The sequence below is a fragment of the Verrucomicrobiia bacterium genome, assembly GCA_035765895.1.
GTDB lineage: Bacteria > Verrucomicrobiota > Verrucomicrobiia > Limisphaerales > DSYF01 > DSYF01.
This window is the reverse complement of sequence record DASTWL010000033.1, coordinates 20064-36793: the sequence shown is the minus strand read 5'-3', so window position 1 is coordinate 36793 and position 16730 is coordinate 20064. Positions and strand designations below refer to the sequence as shown.

The window sequence follows — 16730 nt, the reverse complement described above, 5'->3', positions numbered from 1 at the left end:
ATCGGTGCAGGGAATGCAAGGCGTGTGGCACCAACAGTGCGGATTATTCTGCCTTGTTTGAAGCATTCCTCAGGATCAATTCCGCCCTTGGTGAGTTGACCCTGATCGTTTCTCGTCGGAGGGTATTTTTGAAGCAGAGTCATCCTCATGACCCGGACCGGGAGGCGTCCGCCATGAAAACTGGATTCAAACTTGTTGGATGCAGGGTAAGGCGAAGTGGACAATCGATTACGACGATTCTCGGAGTGATCATGCTTTTTGGGGCAGGTTGGTTATCTGGCGCCACATTTGATGTTTGGCTCGTGATCCCCAGCGGGCCCATTTCCTCAAATGCGGGCTTCGCCGTCGAGGTCTGGGGTGAGATGCACGGGACCGATGCGATCGGGCTGTCGGACTTCGCGGTAACCATCGCCAGCACCAAAACAGGCTTTGTTCAGCCTCAAGCTGCTTCTGGCCAGTTCATCGCAATGAGCTGGGGCGAAGAAATGTGGCGATTCGCGCTGAAAATTCCTGCTGCCAGATCGGATTTGGAAGGCGATGGTGACGCGGACGCGGTCCAGTTCGCCGCTGGCGACATCAACTATAGTGCGTTTGGGCTGGCGACAAATGCGCCGGTCCTGCTGGCCACGGAATTCTGGACCATGCTGGGTGACGGCACAAAGGACTGCGACGCGTTGGTGCCAACCGTGGCCCCCACGAGTCGTTTCTGGAACGGGAACAGCAACCGGGTCCAGTTCGCGGGCTATCAAACCACGAGCGCAGCAGCAGGCGTGGCTTCACCCGGCTCCATGCGGATCTCCGATGTCAGGCTGCTCAAAAAGGGCGGGCTCCAGTTAACAGTGACCGGTGCAACACCGGGCCACACCTATCTCGTTGAGGCCTGCACGGATTTACAGAACTGGTTACCCATCGCCACCAACGTGCCCGTGGCGAGTGTTTTTGGGGTGATTGACGGCGACACATCCAATCTGAACTTCCGTTTCTACCGGGTCGTTGGAATCCCTTGAATAGCAGGACCACACTGCGATGCCGAAGAGGGGTTGCACTGACCCGAAGGCAAGCAGCAGGTGAAGGCGCTCATCGAGCACTACATGGGCAACGCGGCGATTCTGCGCAAGGGCGCAAAGAAGGCCGGACTGAAAGTTTTCGGCGGCGAGAACGCGCCCTACATCTGGGTCCGCACGCCCAAAGGCGTCACGAGCTGGGACGCGTTCGACAAGATTCTGAAGGAGGCGAACGTCGTCATCACTCCCGGCAGCGGTTTTGGTTCAAAGGGCGAAGGCTTCTTCCGCATCAGCAGCTTCAACAGCCGCGCCAACGCCGAGGAAGTCGCCCGCCGCTTGCCGGAGTTGAAGTGGTAGAAGGCTGAGCCGCGGTTTGCTTCTTTAGCGCGCCTGTTTCAAGCTGGCGGCATGTGGCCGCTTCACCTTTCAATCCTGCTCACGCTGGCTGCGATGCCGCTGCAAGCCGGGCCAGCCGGCGACGCCGTGATCCGCGCGCCGGCGGGCAGGTCCGAAATCGTCATCACCACGACCATACGGCTGGCGGGGGCGATTCATTCCCTGACGTGGAACGGACGCGAATTCATCAACAGCACCGACCACGGCCGGCAATTGCAATCCGCCTGCTCCTTCGACAACGCGCCCCAGGCGAACGCCGAGACGTTCAATCCCACCGAGGCCGGCTCGCGCCGCGACCATGTCGGGCCGAACTCGACCAGCCGTTTGCTGGAACTTGCCGCGGACGGCAACCACCTGCACACGCGGACGCAAATGGCCTTCTGGCTCGCGCCTGGCGAGCGCTCGGACGGCCAACTCGCGCGCAACACCAACACGCTCTCCGATTATGTCCTGACGAAGGACGTTCGCATTGGTTATGAGCGCTGGCCGCAGGCGCTGGATTATCGGGTGACCTTTACCGTGCCAGCGAACGCACAGCATACCGCGGCACAATTCGAAGCGCTGACCGGCTACATGCCGCCGGAGTTTTCCGAATTCTGGCAGTTCAGCCCGGCGGCAAAAAAGCTGGAGCCGCTCAGTGATGGCCCCGGCGAAATTCGGAATCCCGTCGTGCTCGCCACGCCCGATGGTCGCCATGCGATGGGCATCTTCGCCCCGCCGCAGGCGCAACCGAACACGACCGGCCCGAGCTATGGCCGGTGGAAATTCGCCGATCACCGCGTGGTGAAATGGAACTGCGTTTTCCGCGTGCATGGCGCGAAGGGCCTGCCCACTGGTGACTACTCTTATCGCATGCTTGTGCCGGTGGGAACCCTGTCACAAGTTGAAGCCATGATGCGCGAATGGAGCACGGCTGCCTCCCTGGCCGAAAAATCCGCCGGGGACGGGCAATGAACGGCATGGCCATCACCGCTGCGGGACTGCTCATTGCGCGCTGGTTCGCGCAACTGTGGCTCGACCGCCTCAACCAACGCCATGTTCGCACGCACGCTGCCGCCGTGCCCGAAGCTTTCCGCGGCGTGATGGACGATGCAACCTATGCAAAGTCCGTCCAATACACGCTCGCGAACAGCCGCTTCAGCCAGTTTGAGGCCACGTTCGATTTGCTTGTGCTGCTGGCGGTGCTCTTCAGCGGCGTGCTGCCGTGGGGCTTTGCGAAGTTCAACCCGCAATCCGCCTGGGCTGGTGCCGCCTTTCTGTTCGTCGTGTTTGTGGCGCTCTCATTCGTCAGCCTGCCGCTGCAATGGTGGAATCAATTCCGCCTTGAAGCGCGCTTCGGCTTCAACACCACCACCCAGGCGACGTGGTGGCTGGACCGGGTCAAGGGCCTGCTGCTCGGCGCGCTGCTGGGCTATCCGCTCCTGGTGCTCGTGCTGCAATGCTTCGCCTGGGCCGGCGCGATGTGGTGGTTGTGGGCCTGGGCGGCGCTGCTCGCCTTTCAACTGCTGATGTCCGTGCTCGCGCCCGTGTTGATTCTGCCGCTCTTCAACAAACTCACGCCGTTGCCGGAAGGCTCGTTGCGCGAACGGCTGCTCGCGCTGGCCCAGAAAACAAGCTTCCGCGCCGCGAGCATTCAGGTGATGGACGGAAGCCGGCGGTCCAAACATTCCAACGCCTTTTTCACCGGGTTTGGCCGGCTGCGAAAAATCGTCCTGTTTGACACGCTCATCGCGCAACTGGCCGAACCGGAATTGGAGGCGGTGCTGGCGCATGAGATCGGCCACTGGCGGCGGCGGCACATCGCCAAAATGCTCGCGCTGTCGGCCGCCGGTTCGCTGATCGCGTTTGCGGCGCTGGCCTGGCTGGCGCGGCAATCGTGGTTTGCCGGGGCGTTCGGTTTCCCGCCGGACGCCGGCCTCGCGCCGGTGCTGGTGCTCTTTGGCTTGCTGGCGGGCGTGGTGCTGTTCTGGTTGTCCCCGCTGACGCACGGGCTGACGCGCCGCTACGAATACGAAGCCGATGCGTTCGCGAGGGACATCATGCACGACGCCGCTCCGCTGGTCAGTGCCCTGCGCAAGCTCAACGAGAAGAACCTGAGCAACCTCACGCCGCATCCGTTCTACAGCGGGTTCTACTACTCGCACCCAACCCTGGTCGAACGCGAGCGGGCGTTGCAACCATCGCAACCTTGAATGGCGGGCGGAGTGGGAGTGCTCCGGGCGATCCTCAGCGGCTTACCACCACCACTCCGAAATGCGATTCATGGCACATTTCAATCGGCGTGGTGCCGTGCCCGGCGGAGGTGGCCGCGGTGCTCCAGGCCGCCCGGCTCAGCCACGGCGTTTGCAGGGCGCGCTTCACCGGGGCAAAAGGATTGAGTGATTGCAACAGCGCGCGGCCGGGCGAGGACGGCGGCTTGACGGTGAGCGCGCCGGACCGGATGAGCTGCTGGCTGATTTGCCGGTCAAACGTTTTGTCCGCGGCGTTGACCACATCAACGGCGCTGGTGACGGTGGAATTTGTCGGGGCTGAAAGCGTCAGCGGTCGCGTGTTGAAATTGGACTGGGCGGGTTCCGCGGCGGTCGCGAGCAGGGCCGTCCCCAGCAACGGGATTAAGTAGCACAAGGTTTTCATGGGAAAACTTCGGACCGATTGGCTCCGTCGTCAACCCGCGCAACGCGATCCGGGATGGCGTGCGCCGCGAGGCCCTGCCATAGTTTCGCGCGTGGAAATGCTGCTTGTGCTGGTGCTGCTGGCGGGGGCGCTTGCGCTGTTTGTCACCGAGCGTTTGCCGGTGGAACTGGTGTCGCTCCTGGTGCTGGGTCTGTTGCTGCTGGTCGCCGCAGTCGGGCCCGCGACGGGCTGGGTGGACGCGGCAAAATGGATCACGCTGCCGGAGGCGTTGTCGGGCTTCAGCAATCCGGCCGTCGTCACCGTGGCGGCCATGCTGGTCCTGAGCGCCGGCTTGGAAAAGACCGGCGCGCTGGCCACGGTTGGCCAGGTGTTCATCCGGCTGGGCCGGCATCAAACCGTGCTGCTCACCGTGATGATGCTGGTGGTGGGCGTGGTGTCCGCGTTCATCAACAACACCGCCACGGTCGCCGTTTTTCTGCCGCTGGTGCTGCTGGTGTGCGCCCGCCACAACCTGCCGCCGTCGCGGGTGTTGATTCCCCTCTCGTTCGCGTCGCAGTTCGGCGGCGTCTGCACGCTCATCGGCACTTCGACCAATCTGCTGGTCAGTTCAATTTCGGAGAAGGCGGGCGCGGGCGCCTTTCGTCTGTTTGAGATGAGCCCGCTCGGCGTGATTCTGCTTGGCGTGGGCAGCGTTTATTTGCTGCTCGCGAGCCGGTGGCTCTTGCCCGACCGTCGCGGCGTTCAACTGACCGAAACCTACCAGTTGCGCGAGTATCTCACCGAGGTGCGTGTGCTGCGCGATTCGCCGCTGATCGGCAAAACGGTGACCGAAAGCCAGCTGGGCGAGCGCCATGACGTCACGGTGCTGGAGATTCTGCGGGGCGACCGGCGCATTTGGACGCCGGACGACGCGCAACTGCAGGCCGGCGACATCCTGCTCGTCCGCGGCAAGGTGGCGAATCTGATGGAGCTGCGCGCGCGGACCGGGCTTGAGATTGAATCCGAGTTCAAGCTGAAGGATGAAACGCTGGCGAACCAGGAACTGGTGCTGGTTGAGGCGCTCGTGTCGCCGCGTTCCCGGCTTGCCAATCGCACGCTGGCCGAGGCGGATTTTCGGTGGCGCTACGATGCCATCGTCCTCGCGCTGCAACGGCACGGCCAGGTGTTGCGCGAAAAGCTGGCGGGGGTGCGGCTCGAATTTGGCGATGCGCTGCTGCTGCTCCTGCGCCGCGCGGATTTGCACCGGCTACGCGCCAACGACGACATCGTGGTGCTCTCGGAGGTGGACACACCGGCGCTGCGGACAGGGCGCGCCTTGACGGCCCTGCTCATCATCGGCGGCGCGGTGGCGTTGGCGGCGTTGAATGTCATGCCGATTCTTGTCTCGGCCATTCTCGGTGCGCTGGGCATGGTGCTCACGCGCTGCCTGACACTGGCGCAAGCCTATCGGGCGATTGATTGGAAGGTGGTTTTCCTGCTCGCGGGCGTGCTGCCGCTCGGGCTGGCGCTGGAAAAGTCCGGGGCGGCGCGTTTTTTTGCCGACCATCTGCTCGGCTGGATCGGCCAGTTCGGTCCGCTGGTGGTGCTCGCCGCGCTGTATTTCATCACGGCATTGCTGACCGAAGTGATGAGCAACAACGCGGCGGCCGTGCTGCTGGCGCCGATTGCCATTTCCACGGCGACCCATCTGGGCGTGGATCCGAAACCGTTGTTGATGGCCGTGACGTTCGCGGCCTCGACGAGTTTTGCGACGCCGGTGGGTTACCAGACCAACACGATGGTCTATGGCGCGGGCGGATATCGCTTCACGGACTTCCTCAAGGTCGGCCTGCCGTTGAACCTGATTTTCTGGGCGCTGGCCGTGTGGTTCATCCCGCGGTTCTGGCCGTTTTGAGCGCCGCGGTTAATTCAATTTCAACCCCAGCTGGCGGGCTTGGGCAGCGTGATCGCGGGCGCCCCAACGGCGGCAGATCCGGCCGTCGCGCAGTTCAAGCCATTCCATTGCGACCAGCTCGAACGTGTTTCCGGTTGGCGCCTGCCCGCGAAACGGTCCGATGAACTTGCCGCGTTCGGTGTAGCGCACGGCCACAAAGTTCCCCTCGGCGACCAGGCTTTCAATCGCGAGCTGGAGGTCGAACGCTGCGTGCAGTTCGCGCCAGATTGGCAACGCCTGGTCGGGGTTGCCCCAGCCCAGCACGCCCTGCACCGTGGCGTCGGGCGCCAACACGGCGGTCAGTGCCGGATAATCCCGGCGGTTGAAGGCTTCCACGTAGCGGATGACGGTTTGCTTGCTGGCTGCCGGTGAATGCACGCGATGAGTCTAGGTGACGGGCAGGGTGTCGGGCCATTTCGTTTTGCGCGGTGGCGCAGCCGGCTCGGCCGGTTTGAGACGCTGGCGCAACCAGCCGGCAAAATCGCGGGCCCGCTGTTCGTCATACCATTCCGTGAGCTTTTGTGAGCCGCCGTCGCAGGGGAGTGTGACGGCGTAGGAGTAGGTCGTGCCGCCGCGGCTGCCGCGATTCGCGATGGTTTCCACCTCGACCTCGCCCAAGGCGGCGAGGGGCACGGTCTGCGGGAACTTGCGGCTGAAAGTGGCGGGCAGTTGCACCGTGCCTTCGATTTCGTCAATGACCAGATCCGACTGTCCGCTCCGTTGCCGGCGCCAAGTCCACAGCGCCACGCCGGCGCCCAGCACCAGGATCAAGCCCCAGGTGCCCATGACCACGGCAAACCGGGGGTGAAAACCGCCGCTCAATGCGACCACAAACGTGGCCAAAAACGAGGTCAACCCGATGGTGGCCAGGCCGATGACCCAGGGTGAATACCGCGGCAAACGAACCCGCAACCGGCGACCGTCGGTGGTCCACTTTACGCCGCCACAATCGGATGGCCGCCATTTGCGCCGCAACGCAGCGCACGGGAGCGACCAAATCCCCAGCATGACCACATTGAACGGCGTCAGAAACAGGAGCATAAAGCAATCGCCGCCGGTCACGCCCGGACTCAACAGCGAGTCCTGGGGATTCTTGGGGTTGTAGAAGACCGGCACCGCGGCGCCAACGGGGTTTTGCGCAACTGCGTCGTGAGCCCACTGGGAATCGGAGGACGACCAGTTGGCGTAGCGGTAACGGTCGCCGGAGAATTTCTGACCGTCCACCGTGTAGTTGTAATGAATGCTGACGCCGTAGGTGGTGCCACCCTTGGACCCGCGATGGTGAGTGACCTCGCTGGCGGTGACCTGGCCGGTGGTTTGGGCAAAATGGGAGGCGCGCACCTGCCGGTAGAAATTGCAGCCCAGCAAACCATCGAAAGTGCCCACCAGCGCCGTCCAGAACAGTCCGAAGATCAGCAAGATGGTCAGACCACTCCCTTGGCTGCGCTTTTTCATGGTGAGCGCAGGGTAAAATTGCCGGCTGGCGCAGGAAATTATTTTTCGCGCACGGCTTTGGAGCCGGGTCGGAGTGGTCAGTGCGGTCGTCCTGCTGATAAGCTTGCCGGCGAAGTGCTTGGGTATGGGCAGTCGGCTTGCCGGCCGGCCGGGATTCGCTGCCAGCCGCTCCGCGCCCCGGCGGGGCTAAATTCCCCATTGGCAGGCGCGGAGGGATCTGTTATACCGCCCGTCCGCCCCGGCATGGGGCGGTTGTTTTTAACCAGATAATCCGGCTTATGTCACAACATCGCAGTCTCCGCGCCGCCTCCACGCTGGGTGGCAAGCGCAATGTCCTGAAGCGCTACGAGCGTGTCGAACTCCTCCGCAAGGCGGGCGAGTGGAAGGACGGCAATCGCATCACCGGTCTGCGCAAGACCAAGCCGCCAGTATAGTCCAATTCGCATTTGTTGAGCGCGGAGCGCGGAGTTTGTCCGCCGCTCCGCTCTTTTTATTGCCGCTTTTGATGCTGCGCGGCGCTTTTTCCCATGGTTCGCCTCCAAAAATATCTGGCCGAAGCCGGTGTGGCCTCGCGGCGCGCCGGGGAGCAAATCATTCTAAGCGGGCGGGTAACGGTGAACGGCCGGCAGGTGCAGGAACTTGGCACCAAGGTGGATCCCGCGCGGGACCAAGTGATGGTGGACGGGAAGCTGGTTCGGTCGGTGCGCAAGCATTACATCGCCTTGCACAAGCCACCGGGATGTGTCTGCTCGCGTCGCGATGAGCGCGGCCGGCCCACGATTTATCAATTGCTGCCGCCGGATTGGGCCAATGTCCAGTCGGTGGGCCGCTTGGACTATGATTCCGAGGGGCTGCTGCTGCTGACCAATGACGGAGAACTAAATCTGCGGCTGACTCATCCTCGGTATGGCGTGCGCAAAATCTATCAGGTGACGGTTGAAGGCCGCGCCGAGCCGGAGCAGGTGGCAGCCTTTGTGCAGGGCATCCGGGATGAAGGGGAGCTGCTGCGGGCGTTGTCGGCCCGGATTGTCACCGCCACAAAAAGCCGTTCTGTGATTGAATTGGAACTGACAGAAGGCAAGAATCGCGAGGTGCGGCGGATGTGTGCCGCGGTCAGCTTGACGGTTGAACGTTTGGTCCGCACGCAGGTCGGAAAAATCAAACTCGGCGAACTGCGTCCGGGCCGGTGGCGGACATTGACAGGCGCCGAGATAAAAACTCTACTCTCGTTGACATGAAGAAGAATTACGCGCTGGTGTTGGGGGTGTTCCTGAGCACCGGTTTGATGGCTCAAACGAACAGCACAGTTCCCGTCGTGCCTGACGCGGCACCGGCCGTGGCTCCGGCAACGCCCGCGACCGCTCCGACCGCTGCGCCGGCCACGCCCGCGCCGGTGGCCACCGCCAAGCCGGTGAAGAAAACCAAGGCCGTGGCGAAAAAACCCGCCGCCAAGCGGCCCGTCATCGTCGAAAAAACCGTTTCCCTCCAGCCCGGCCCGGCCGTGGTGGATGCCACCCACGTCAACGTGCGCGGGCGCAGCACCATCCTGAGCGAGGTGCTCACCCAGATGAACAAGGGCGACACGGTCACCGTGATCGAACAGGTGGAGAACAAGTGGGCCAAGGATGGCGACATGCGGCAGTGGGCGCGCATCGCTTATCCCACCAACGCGGGCTGCTGGATCTTCGGCTCGTTCATTGACGCCAACAAGGCGGTCACGGCGCCCAAGCTGAATTTGCGCGGCGGGCCTGGTGAGAATTACAGCATCGTCGGCCGCATCACCAAGGGAACGACCGTCACCGTCACCGACACCAAAGGCGAATGGCTGAAGATTGTGCCGCCGGACACCGCCACGGCCTACATTTCGGCGATCTACCTCAAGCAGGATGCAACCCTGCTGGCCGCAGCCCAGCCAACGGCGGTCAAGCCGCCGGTCGAACCGGTTTCGACCAATCCCGTCGTGGACGTTGAGCCGATTGCGACCAACACCACGGACGTCGCTTCCGCTGCAACGGGTGGTGACACCAACGAACTGGCCGCATTTCTGGCCAGCAATGCGGCTGTAACCAACGAAGCCGGCACCAATGACACCGAGATGGCTGAGGCGCCGGACGAGCCGCTGCCCCCGCGCATCGTCATGCGCGAAGGCATCGTGCGCAATGCCACCAGCATCCAGGCTCCGAGCTATTACAGTCTGGCTGGCATGGATACCGGCCGCACGATTGATTACCTTTACACGACTTCGACCAATTTGAACCTCAACCTCTACAACGGCCTGCATGTGATCGTAACCGGCGAGGAATCCATCGATGAGCGGTGGCCCAACACGCCGGTGCTGACGCTTCAGCGCATCCAGGTCATTGACGAATAGCAATGGCCGCGAACCTGATCGATGGTCGCGCCATCTCGGCCCAAATCCTCCATGAATTGACGGCACGGGTGAACGCGCTCACGGCGCGTGGCGTGCAGCCGGGCTTGGCGTTCGTCCGGGTGGGCGAGGATCCGGCGTCGAAGGTTTACGTTGGGCGCAAGGAAAAGACGTCCACCGAGCTGGGCATTCATTCCGAGACGCACGTCCTGCCGGAACAGACCAGCGAAGGCGAATTGCTGGCGTTGTTGCATCGCTTGAATGCGGACCCGCGCGTGCACGGCATTCTGGTGCAGGCGCCCCTGCCCAGGCACATCCGTCAGGAAGTGGTTTATGCCACCGTGCTGCCGACGAAGGATGTGGATGGCTTTCATCCGATGAACGTGGGCAGGTTGATGCTGGGCGACCCTGATGGGTTTCAGCCCTGCACGCCGGCGGGTGTGCGGGAACTGCTCGTGCGGGCCGGTGTGAAAATCGAGGGCGCCGAGGTGGTGATTCTGGGGCGTGGCAACATTGTGGGCAAACCGATGGCAGCCATGCTTTGCCAGAAGGGCCGGCACGCCAACGCCACGGTAACGCTATGTCATTCGGCCACCCGCGACATCAAGGTGCACTGCCGCCGGGCGGACATCATCGTGGCGGCGATGGGCGTGGCCGAGTTTGTGAAGGCGGACATGGTCAAGCCCGGCGCGGTCGTAATGGACGTGGGGGTGAATCGCATTCCCGATCCTGCATCCAAGACGGGCACCAGACTCGTGGGCGACGTGGCGTTTGCCGAAGTGCAGCCCATTGCTGGTCTAATTACGCCGAACCCGGGTGGGGTTGGTCCCATGACCATCGCCATGCTCATGCAAAACACAGTGCGCGCCGCTGAAATGGCCATGCGCTAGGCCGCTTTTTTATCGCAGTTCATACCCCACAACGATTCATCCATTCATGCAAGCCTCCCGAATTCTGCCCGACCTGCAATGCTCGCTGCTGTGCGAAGACGTGCGTCAGGAAGTCACCGGTAATTTCATTCTGCTCGGTGTCATCAACTACATCCGCGTGCCACAGGTGCCGGTGATGGCGTTTAAACTGAGCATCTTCAACCGGTGGACCGCCGGGGTGGGGCAGTTTGTGGAAAGTGTGCGGCTGATCGGGCCGGATCAGACGACGGTTTTGCGCAAGGGCGAGGTGCGGTTCGCACTGCCGGAGCCCAGCATGCACGCGACGAATGTCACGGTGTTGACGCAAGTCGAGTTCAAGACCGCGGGCACCTACTACGTCGAAGTGCTGGTCGATGATGTCATGAAGCTCCGCTATCCGGTGCCGGTGATTCTGGCTCCGCCGCCCAACACGCCATCGCCGGCGCCCGCCAGCGGGCCGGCCGCCGGTTGAGGCGCGGCCGGCCGCCATCGCCAGCGGGGTGGGCTGCTCCGCCATTGCCATGAACTTGCCAGCCTTGGTTCCCAAGACCGCTTGGCTTCCGCTGACGCCCCGGGGGGTCGCCGCATTTGCCCGGGCGCGGTGGAGCCGTCTGTTCCTGGTGCAGTTCATCGTGGCGCTGGGGGCGGCCGGAGCGGTGGGCTGGTTCCTCTGGGTCGTATGGTTCCCCACGATCGGCGCGGCCATTGCCAATCTGCCGGAGCAATCGCAGATCAAGGATGGAACCCTGTTGTGGCCGCGCGAGTCACCGTGCGTTCTGGCGGAAAATCACTTTTTGTCCATTGCCGTCGATCTGGACCACACCGGCCAGGCGACAACAACCTCGCCCGTCCGGATTGAATTTGGCCGGCATGACTGGCAGGTGTCTTCCTTGCTTGGAACGCTCCACCTGCCGCGGTTGCTGAACACCGGCTATCCACGCGGATATGTGATTGCGTTCAGCCGTTCCAATTTGGGGCCATGGTGGGAGGCGCGGGAGCCGTTCCTGATCGCCTTGGCGGTGTTGGGCGCGGGGTTGTATTTGTTTTGCAGTTGGGCGGTGCTGGCCACGGTGTATTTCGTGCCGGCCTGGCTGGTGGCGTTTTTCTTGAATCGCGAACTGTCGTGGGGCGGAAGCTGGCGCCTGGCTGGTGCGGCGTTGATGCCCGGCGCCCTGCTGATGGCGGCGGCCATCCTGCTTTACGGATTGCAGTGGCTGGATTTCATCCGTCTGGGGCTGGCATTCTGCCTGCACCTTGTGATCGCGTGGGTTTATCTGTTCGTCGGCCCGCTCTTCCTGCCGCGAGTCGCCGAGGTGCCGGGTCCGGCCAAGAATCCCTTTGCCGGCCCTCCGTGACGGAACTGACGGCTGCGAACAACCTGCGATTGCACGCCCTCTGGCCATTGTTTACGTTCGCGGCATGTTTTTGAAGACGGGTTTCCGCCACTGGTTCGTGGGCCTCGCGTTGTGCGCTTCGCTGTGCGGGTGCCTGCCTTCCAGTCAGGGGCCTTTGGATGAACAAAAAGAGCCGCACTTCCTGACGGGCAAGGCACGCGAGAACGCGCTCGACTACAAGGGTGCGATCGAAGCCTTTGAGAAGGCGCTGGAAGTCAATCCACAGAATGGCTCTGCTCATTTTGAACTCGGGCTGCTTTACGAAAAGGAAACCGACTACGCTGCGGCGATCTACCACTTTGAACGCTTCTTGAAGCTGCGGCCCGCTTCCGAATATTCACAAATCGTCAAGGAGCGTGTGACCGCCGATAAAATGGAGCTGTCCAAAACGGCCGCCTTCGCTCCCGTGACCCAGAACCTGCAAAAAGAGTTCGACAAGCTGGCCGAGGAAAACAAGCAGTTGCGCGCAGAACTCGATCAATGGCGCGCCTATTATGCCCGGCAGACCCGGGCGCGGGTAGCCAGCGGCTCGGTGGAAACCCGCCCGCCGGAGCATTCGGTCGGCCCGCGCACGCCGGCGGTTTCGGGGGCTGCTGGGGCTACGGCAAATTCCTCAAGTGCCGCCAGTGATCCGCCCAGCCGGTCTGTCGGTGCCACAGCAGCACGCACCTACGCCGTCAAATCCGGAGAAACACTAACGGCGATTGCGAAAAAATACGGAGTCAGGCTTGAATCGCTGGTTGCCGCCAACCCCGGGCTTGACCCCCGGCGAATGAAGGTTGGACAAACGATCAACATTCCGGCACAGTGACGCCATCCTTCACGCATCGGTTGAGTCCAAAGGCTTCCTTGGGAAGTTCGTTGGGCGGTTGTGAGGTGCGATGAGGAAAAATCATGCGGCTCGAAGTTGGGTGAGGCCCTTTCGATGGGTTTTTATTGGCGCTGGAGGAGCAATAAACAGCAACTCTCAGTGCCCGAGGCGGGTTAAACCTAAATGCTTGATTCGCTCGAAGTTTAGTTTGACAAAATCCTGGAAGAGCAGATACAACGATGGGGAGTTTTTGTCACCTAGTTGCCGGAACAGCAAACCGTTAGAAGCTTATGAAAAAGATCCTTGCGTCCGTTGGAATTGTCGCCGTGGGAGCAACGGCCGCTCATGTGCAAGCGGCGGGTAGCGACGCGGCGGATTCGTCCAAACCTTGGAGCGTTTCGGCAACGTTGCGCGGGTTTTACGATGACAACTACATCACCGCGCCGAAGGGTTACGAGCGGGACAGTTTTGGCATTTCCATCAGTCCGTCGGTGGCGTTGAAATTGCCACTCGATCAGACGGACATTGATCTGAAATACACTTACGGCGCCACATGGTATGCGGACCGCTCGGATGTCAATTCCGACAACAACGCTTGGGATCAGTCCCATCAAATCGACGCGTCGTTGCTGCACCGGTTCAACGAGCGTTATTCGGTGAGCGTGCGCGATTCGTTCGTGGTGGCCCAAGAACCGGAACTGCTGACTTCCGGGCCCATCACGCTCCCCTACCGCATTCAGGGCAACAACATTCACAATCACGGTGAGGCCTTGCTCAATGGCGCGTTGACCCGGCAGTTGGGCTTTGTTGTCGGGTATCAAAATAATTACTACGATTACGAAAACAGCGGCGGCAATTTTGTAACGCCCAGCCTCTCTGGTTTGTTGGACCGTATTGAACATCTGGTGCTCGCGAATCTGCGTTGGCAGGTGCAGCCCGAAACGGTGTTTGTTTTGGGCTACAACTACGGTCAGGTCGATTATCAGAGCGACGAAACCATCACCTTCATTCCGATTGGTCCGTCCGCAGGGTTTCAAACCAGCAAGCTGCGCAACAACCGGTCGCATTATGTTTACGGCGGCATCGACCAAAACTTTTCGAAGGACTTGGTGCTTTCGGTTCGTGGTGGCGGTCAATGGACCGACTATTACAATGATCCGGCGAATAACAGTGCCACCAGCCCCTACGGCAGTGTCAGCCTGAACTACGCGTATCTGCCGGGCAGCAGCGTGGAAATCGGCTTCACCCATTCACGCAATCAGACCGACATCCTTGCGCCGGATGCTTCGGGCAAAGTCACTGCCGACCAGCAGTCGTCCGTGGTTTACGGTTCCATCCACCACAAGTTTGATGCGAAAATTTCAGGCAATGCCTCCGTTCAATGGCAGAATTCGGATTTCAACGGCGGCCTTTATGATGGCCAGACCGACAACTTCCTCGACGCGGGCGTGGGTCTGACCTACCAGTTCAACCGCCATCTCGCGGGCGAAGTGGGCTACAACTTCAGCAACCTCAGTTCTGACATTCCGGGCCGCGACTACGACCGCAACCGTGTCTATTTGGGCGTGACCGCCACTTATTAACCGAAGAAAGATGTTTACCGTGGGGGGCAGCACTGACAGGCTAGCCCCCTCGTTTTTTATATGGACCCGTTGAACGCCCCGGCTGCGCCAGAGAACAAGCTTCACTTTCTCGACTATTGGCGGATCATTCGCATTCGTAAAACCGTTATTCTCGCGGTTTTTTTGCTGGTTCTCATTACGGCCACGCTGGTCACCTTCGTGCTGCCCGAATACTACCTGAGCACGGCCAGCATTAAAATCGATCGTGATGTGACCGACATCACCTCCTTCACCGGGACTCGCAATCCGGGAGTGTATGACCCTTACTTCATCCAGACGGAATTTGAAGCCATCAAGTCCGAGGCCATTCTGACCAATGTCATTGCCCGCTTTGACCTGAACAACAAGTGGGGCCGCAAGTATAACAATGGCAAGCCGCTGAAGCAGACCGACACACTGATGATTCTGCGCAAGAACATGAATCTCAGTCCGGTGCGCAACACGATGTTCATTGACATCGGGGTTTACAGTGACAACGCGCAAGAGGCGGCTGACCTGGCCAATGCCATTGCGGAAGCGTATCGCGACTATCGCCTGCTGCAGATTCGCAACGCGTCGGAGGGTGGTATCAAAGCTTTGGAGGCACGCTTTCAGGAGCAGCAGGACAAGATAACCAAGGCCAGCCAGGAGCTCGCTGAATTGCGCCAAAAATACGAAATCAGCGATGCGGACGCAGCAGGCACCGGCCCGGCGCCCTCATTGGATTTCACCACGGTGCAACATTTGAACGGCCTGCTCACTGAAGGTGAATCTCAATATCAGGGAGAAGAGACCAAGCTGCGCATCCTCAAGTCCTTCAGCCGGGGGGAACTGCGTAAAGCCATTCCCAATGTGGTGCCCGACACCCAGTTCACCGAACTCAGTTCGCAGCTCAACCTCGCCCAGCAGGCGCTCATCAAGGTTTCGAAGGATTACGGCACCAATTCCGCCACCTATCAGAACGCGGAGAAACTGGTGAGCGAGCTGACCCAAAAATTGGATGATCGAATTGATGGGATATTGGTCGGGCAGGAAGCCACCGTGGAAACGATGAAGGCCAAGGTGGAATCGCTCCGCAAGATGCTCACCGACGCCAAGAATGCCGACATCAAACGCGCCTCCGAGACCCGTCCCTATTGGGACAAGAAGCGGGAGCTCGAGGTGCTTCTCAACTTCCAAAAAATTCTGGAAACCCGGCTCTCCGCGGAAAAAGTCGATGTTTCACTTCCCCGCAGCGGCATGGTGGAAATCATGAATCGCGCGGTCGTTCAAGCCCGGCCTGATCGCCCCAACAAGCCGCTCAACATCGCGCTCGGCGTGGTGGTCGGGCTGGTGGTGGGCATCGGCCTGGCGTTCTTCATTGAATACCTCGATACGAGCGTGAAGACCATTGACGACGTTGAGCGGGCATTGCAGGCGCCGGTGCTTGGGGTCATTCCACAGAACGTCGGCTTGCTGATCAAGGAGGGGGCGGAAAGTCCGCACGCCGAGGCCTATCGGGTGTTGCGCACGAACATTCTTTTCTCCCGCAAGGATGAAAAGCGCAATTGCATGTGCGTGGTCAGCGCCGGCGCAGGCGAAGGCAAATCGACCACCGTGTTCAACTTGGCGACGATTTTCGCCCAAAGCGGCCATCGGGTGATCATCGTCGATTCCGACTTGCGCCGCCCGACGCTCCACAAAATGGTCGGGGTTTCCAATTCCATCGGATTGACGAACTACCTGCTGAAGCAAAACACACTGGAGCAGGTAATTCAAACGACCAGCATTCCGTCGTTCGACTTCATGGCCAGCGGCAAACTGCCGAGCAGTTCGCTGGGCATTTTGAGCTCATCGCAGATGAAGGAGCTGATCCACGAGCTCAAGCAGCGCTACGACTTTGTCTTTTTCGATTCGCCGCCGATCATGGGGGTGAGCGACGCGTCCATTCTGGCCAGTGAAGTGGACATGACCATGCAGGTCATTCAATACCGCCGGTATCCACAGCCGATGAATATCCGCGCCAAGCAGATGATCGAAAAGGTGGGCGGTAATCTCGTGGGCATCGTGCTGAACAACATCAACATGTCGCAGGACGAGAGCTACTACTACTACAGCGGCTACTACCACGACTACTATTACTCCAAGAACGAGGACGAGGACGAAAAGGGTGCTGCCAAAAAGCCGGCCGGCGAGAAGGGTGGCGTGGAGATCAAACAAAAATACTGAGTTGCTGTCGGAAGAAGC

The 16730-nt window shown here is 60.9% G+C and carries 16 protein-coding genes and 1 pseudogene; 14 read left to right on the top strand and 3 right to left on the bottom strand.

All coding sequences use genetic code 11. The annotated features are described in order from the left end of the window. The first annotated feature begins 53 nt into the window (after positions 1-53). The 4 genes and pseudogenes from VFV96_06615 to VFV96_06600 all read left to right on the top strand — a co-directional run bounded on the left by VFV96_06615 (position 54) and on the right by VFV96_06600 (position 3592). Positions 54-1007: a hypothetical protein gene (locus tag VFV96_06615; GenBank protein HEU5070067.1), complete on the top strand. Its 954-nt coding sequence runs from the start codon at positions 54-56 to the stop codon at positions 1005-1007. Positions 1008-1055: 48 nt separating this feature from the next. Further along, positions 1056-1361 (top strand): annotated as a pseudogene (locus VFV96_06610) (aminotransferase class I/II-fold pyridoxal phosphate-dependent enzyme). A gap of 51 nt (positions 1362-1412) precedes the next feature. Beyond that, on the top strand, positions 1413-2354 hold the full coding sequence (locus tag VFV96_06605; protein HEU5070066.1) for a hypothetical protein: 942 nt from the start codon (positions 1413-1415) through the stop codon (positions 2352-2354). A 5-nt stretch (positions 2355-2359) separates the two neighbouring features. Further along, entirely contained in the window at positions 2360-3592 is a 1233-nt protein-coding gene (locus tag VFV96_06600; protein HEU5070065.1) for a M48 family metallopeptidase, read from the top strand. A gap of 34 nt (positions 3593-3626) precedes the next feature. Here VFV96_06600 and VFV96_06595 read toward each other — a convergent pair whose 3' ends face one another. After that, the gene (locus VFV96_06595; GenBank protein ID HEU5070064.1) at positions 3627-4034 is read right to left on the bottom strand and encodes a hypothetical protein; all 408 of its coding nucleotides are present in this window, start codon (positions 4032-4034) and stop codon (positions 3627-3629) included. Positions 4035-4131: 97 nt separating this feature from the next. Here VFV96_06595 and VFV96_06590 point away from each other — a divergent pair, with 97 nt between their 5' ends. Then, entirely contained in the window at positions 4132-5928 is a 1797-nt protein-coding gene (locus tag VFV96_06590; GenBank protein HEU5070063.1) for an SLC13 family permease, read from the top strand. 9 nt (positions 5929-5937) lie between these two features. On the opposite strand, the gene VFV96_06585 is transcribed toward VFV96_06590, so the two are convergent. Together VFV96_06585 and VFV96_06580 are read right to left on the bottom strand one after the other, a co-directional pair. Continuing rightward, a complete protein-coding gene (locus VFV96_06585) occupies positions 5938-6345 on the bottom strand; it encodes an ester cyclase (protein ID HEU5070062.1) in 408 nt (135 codons plus the stop codon). A 9-nt stretch (positions 6346-6354) separates the two neighbouring features. After that, positions 6355-7422 carry a DUF3592 domain-containing protein gene (locus tag VFV96_06580; protein ID HEU5070061.1) on the bottom strand — a complete coding sequence of 356 codons (1068 nt, stop codon included), beginning with the start codon at positions 7420-7422 and terminating at the stop codon, positions 6355-6357. A 278-nt stretch (positions 7423-7700) separates the two neighbouring features. On the opposite strand from VFV96_06580, the gene VFV96_06575 reads away from it, so the two are divergent. From VFV96_06575 to VFV96_06535, 9 genes are all read left to right on the top strand, one after another. Then, the gene (locus tag VFV96_06575) at positions 7701-7856 is read left to right on the top strand and encodes a small basic protein (GenBank protein ID HEU5070060.1); all 156 of its coding nucleotides are present in this window, start codon (positions 7701-7703) and stop codon (positions 7854-7856) included. A 93-nt stretch (positions 7857-7949) separates the two neighbouring features. After that, the gene (locus tag VFV96_06570; GenBank protein ID HEU5070059.1) at positions 7950-8660 is read left to right on the top strand and encodes a pseudouridine synthase; all 711 of its coding nucleotides are present in this window, start codon (positions 7950-7952) and stop codon (positions 8658-8660) included. Further along, entirely contained in the window at positions 8657-9793 is a 1137-nt protein-coding gene (locus tag VFV96_06565; protein ID HEU5070058.1) for an SH3 domain-containing protein, read from the top strand. Before VFV96_06570 ends, VFV96_06565 begins: the two co-directional genes overlap by 4 nt. A gap of 2 nt (positions 9794-9795) precedes the next feature. Further along, on the top strand, positions 9796-10680 hold the full coding sequence (locus VFV96_06560; protein HEU5070057.1) for a bifunctional 5,10-methylenetetrahydrofolate dehydrogenase/5,10-methenyltetrahydrofolate cyclohydrolase: 885 nt from the start codon (positions 9796-9798) through the stop codon (positions 10678-10680). A 46-nt stretch (positions 10681-10726) separates the two neighbouring features. Then, positions 10727-11170, top strand: a complete 444-nt coding sequence (locus VFV96_06555; GenBank protein HEU5070056.1) for a hypothetical protein — start codon at positions 10727-10729, stop codon at positions 11168-11170. Positions 11171-11219: 49 nt separating this feature from the next. Continuing rightward, positions 11220-12053, top strand: a complete 834-nt coding sequence (locus VFV96_06550) for a hypothetical protein (GenBank protein ID HEU5070055.1) — start codon at positions 11220-11222, stop codon at positions 12051-12053. A 64-nt stretch (positions 12054-12117) separates the two neighbouring features. Further along, positions 12118-12903 carry a tetratricopeptide repeat protein gene (locus VFV96_06545; protein HEU5070054.1) on the top strand — a complete coding sequence of 262 codons (786 nt, stop codon included), beginning with the start codon at positions 12118-12120 and terminating at the stop codon, positions 12901-12903. A gap of 290 nt (positions 12904-13193) precedes the next feature. After that, entirely contained in the window at positions 13194-14486 is a 1293-nt protein-coding gene (locus tag VFV96_06540) for an outer membrane beta-barrel protein (GenBank protein HEU5070053.1), read from the top strand. Between the two features lie 60 nt (positions 14487-14546). After that, positions 14547-16712 carry a polysaccharide biosynthesis tyrosine autokinase gene (locus VFV96_06535; GenBank protein ID HEU5070052.1) on the top strand — a complete coding sequence of 722 codons (2166 nt, stop codon included), beginning with the start codon at positions 14547-14549 and terminating at the stop codon, positions 16710-16712. Positions 16713-16730: the final 18 nt, after the last annotated feature.

Excerpts from the sequence above, each read along its gene's own strand:
- VFV96_06605 (HEU5070066.1), top strand. The coding sequence starts at position 1,413 with ATGTGGCCGCTTCACCTTTCAATCCTGCTCACGCTGGCTGCGATGCCG.
- VFV96_06600 (HEU5070065.1), top strand. The coding sequence starts at position 2,360 with ATGGCCATCACCGCTGCGGGACTGCTCATTGCGCGCTGGTTCGCGCAA.
- VFV96_06595 (HEU5070064.1), bottom strand. The coding sequence starts at position 4,034 with ATGAAAACCTTGTGCTACTTAATCCCGTTGCTGGGGACGGCCCTGCTC.
- VFV96_06590 (HEU5070063.1), top strand. The coding sequence starts at position 4,132 with ATGCTGCTTGTGCTGGTGCTGCTGGCGGGGGCGCTTGCGCTGTTTGTC.
- VFV96_06580 (HEU5070061.1), bottom strand. The coding sequence starts at position 7,422 with ATGAAAAAGCGCAGCCAAGGGAGTGGTCTGACCATCTTGCTGATCTTC.
- VFV96_06575 (HEU5070060.1), top strand. The coding sequence starts at position 7,701 with ATGTCACAACATCGCAGTCTCCGCGCCGCCTCCACGCTGGGTGGCAAG.
- VFV96_06570 (HEU5070059.1), top strand. The coding sequence starts at position 7,950 with ATGGTTCGCCTCCAAAAATATCTGGCCGAAGCCGGTGTGGCCTCGCGG.
- VFV96_06565 (HEU5070058.1), top strand. The coding sequence starts at position 8,657 with ATGAAGAAGAATTACGCGCTGGTGTTGGGGGTGTTCCTGAGCACCGGT.
- VFV96_06560 (HEU5070057.1), top strand. The coding sequence starts at position 9,796 with ATGGCCGCGAACCTGATCGATGGTCGCGCCATCTCGGCCCAAATCCTC.
- VFV96_06555 (HEU5070056.1), top strand. The coding sequence starts at position 10,727 with ATGCAAGCCTCCCGAATTCTGCCCGACCTGCAATGCTCGCTGCTGTGC.
- VFV96_06550 (HEU5070055.1), top strand. The coding sequence starts at position 11,220 with ATGAACTTGCCAGCCTTGGTTCCCAAGACCGCTTGGCTTCCGCTGACG.
- VFV96_06545 (HEU5070054.1), top strand. The coding sequence starts at position 12,118 with ATGTTTTTGAAGACGGGTTTCCGCCACTGGTTCGTGGGCCTCGCGTTG.
- VFV96_06540 (HEU5070053.1), top strand. The coding sequence starts at position 13,194 with ATGAAAAAGATCCTTGCGTCCGTTGGAATTGTCGCCGTGGGAGCAACG.
- VFV96_06535 (HEU5070052.1), top strand. The coding sequence starts at position 14,547 with ATGGACCCGTTGAACGCCCCGGCTGCGCCAGAGAACAAGCTTCACTTT.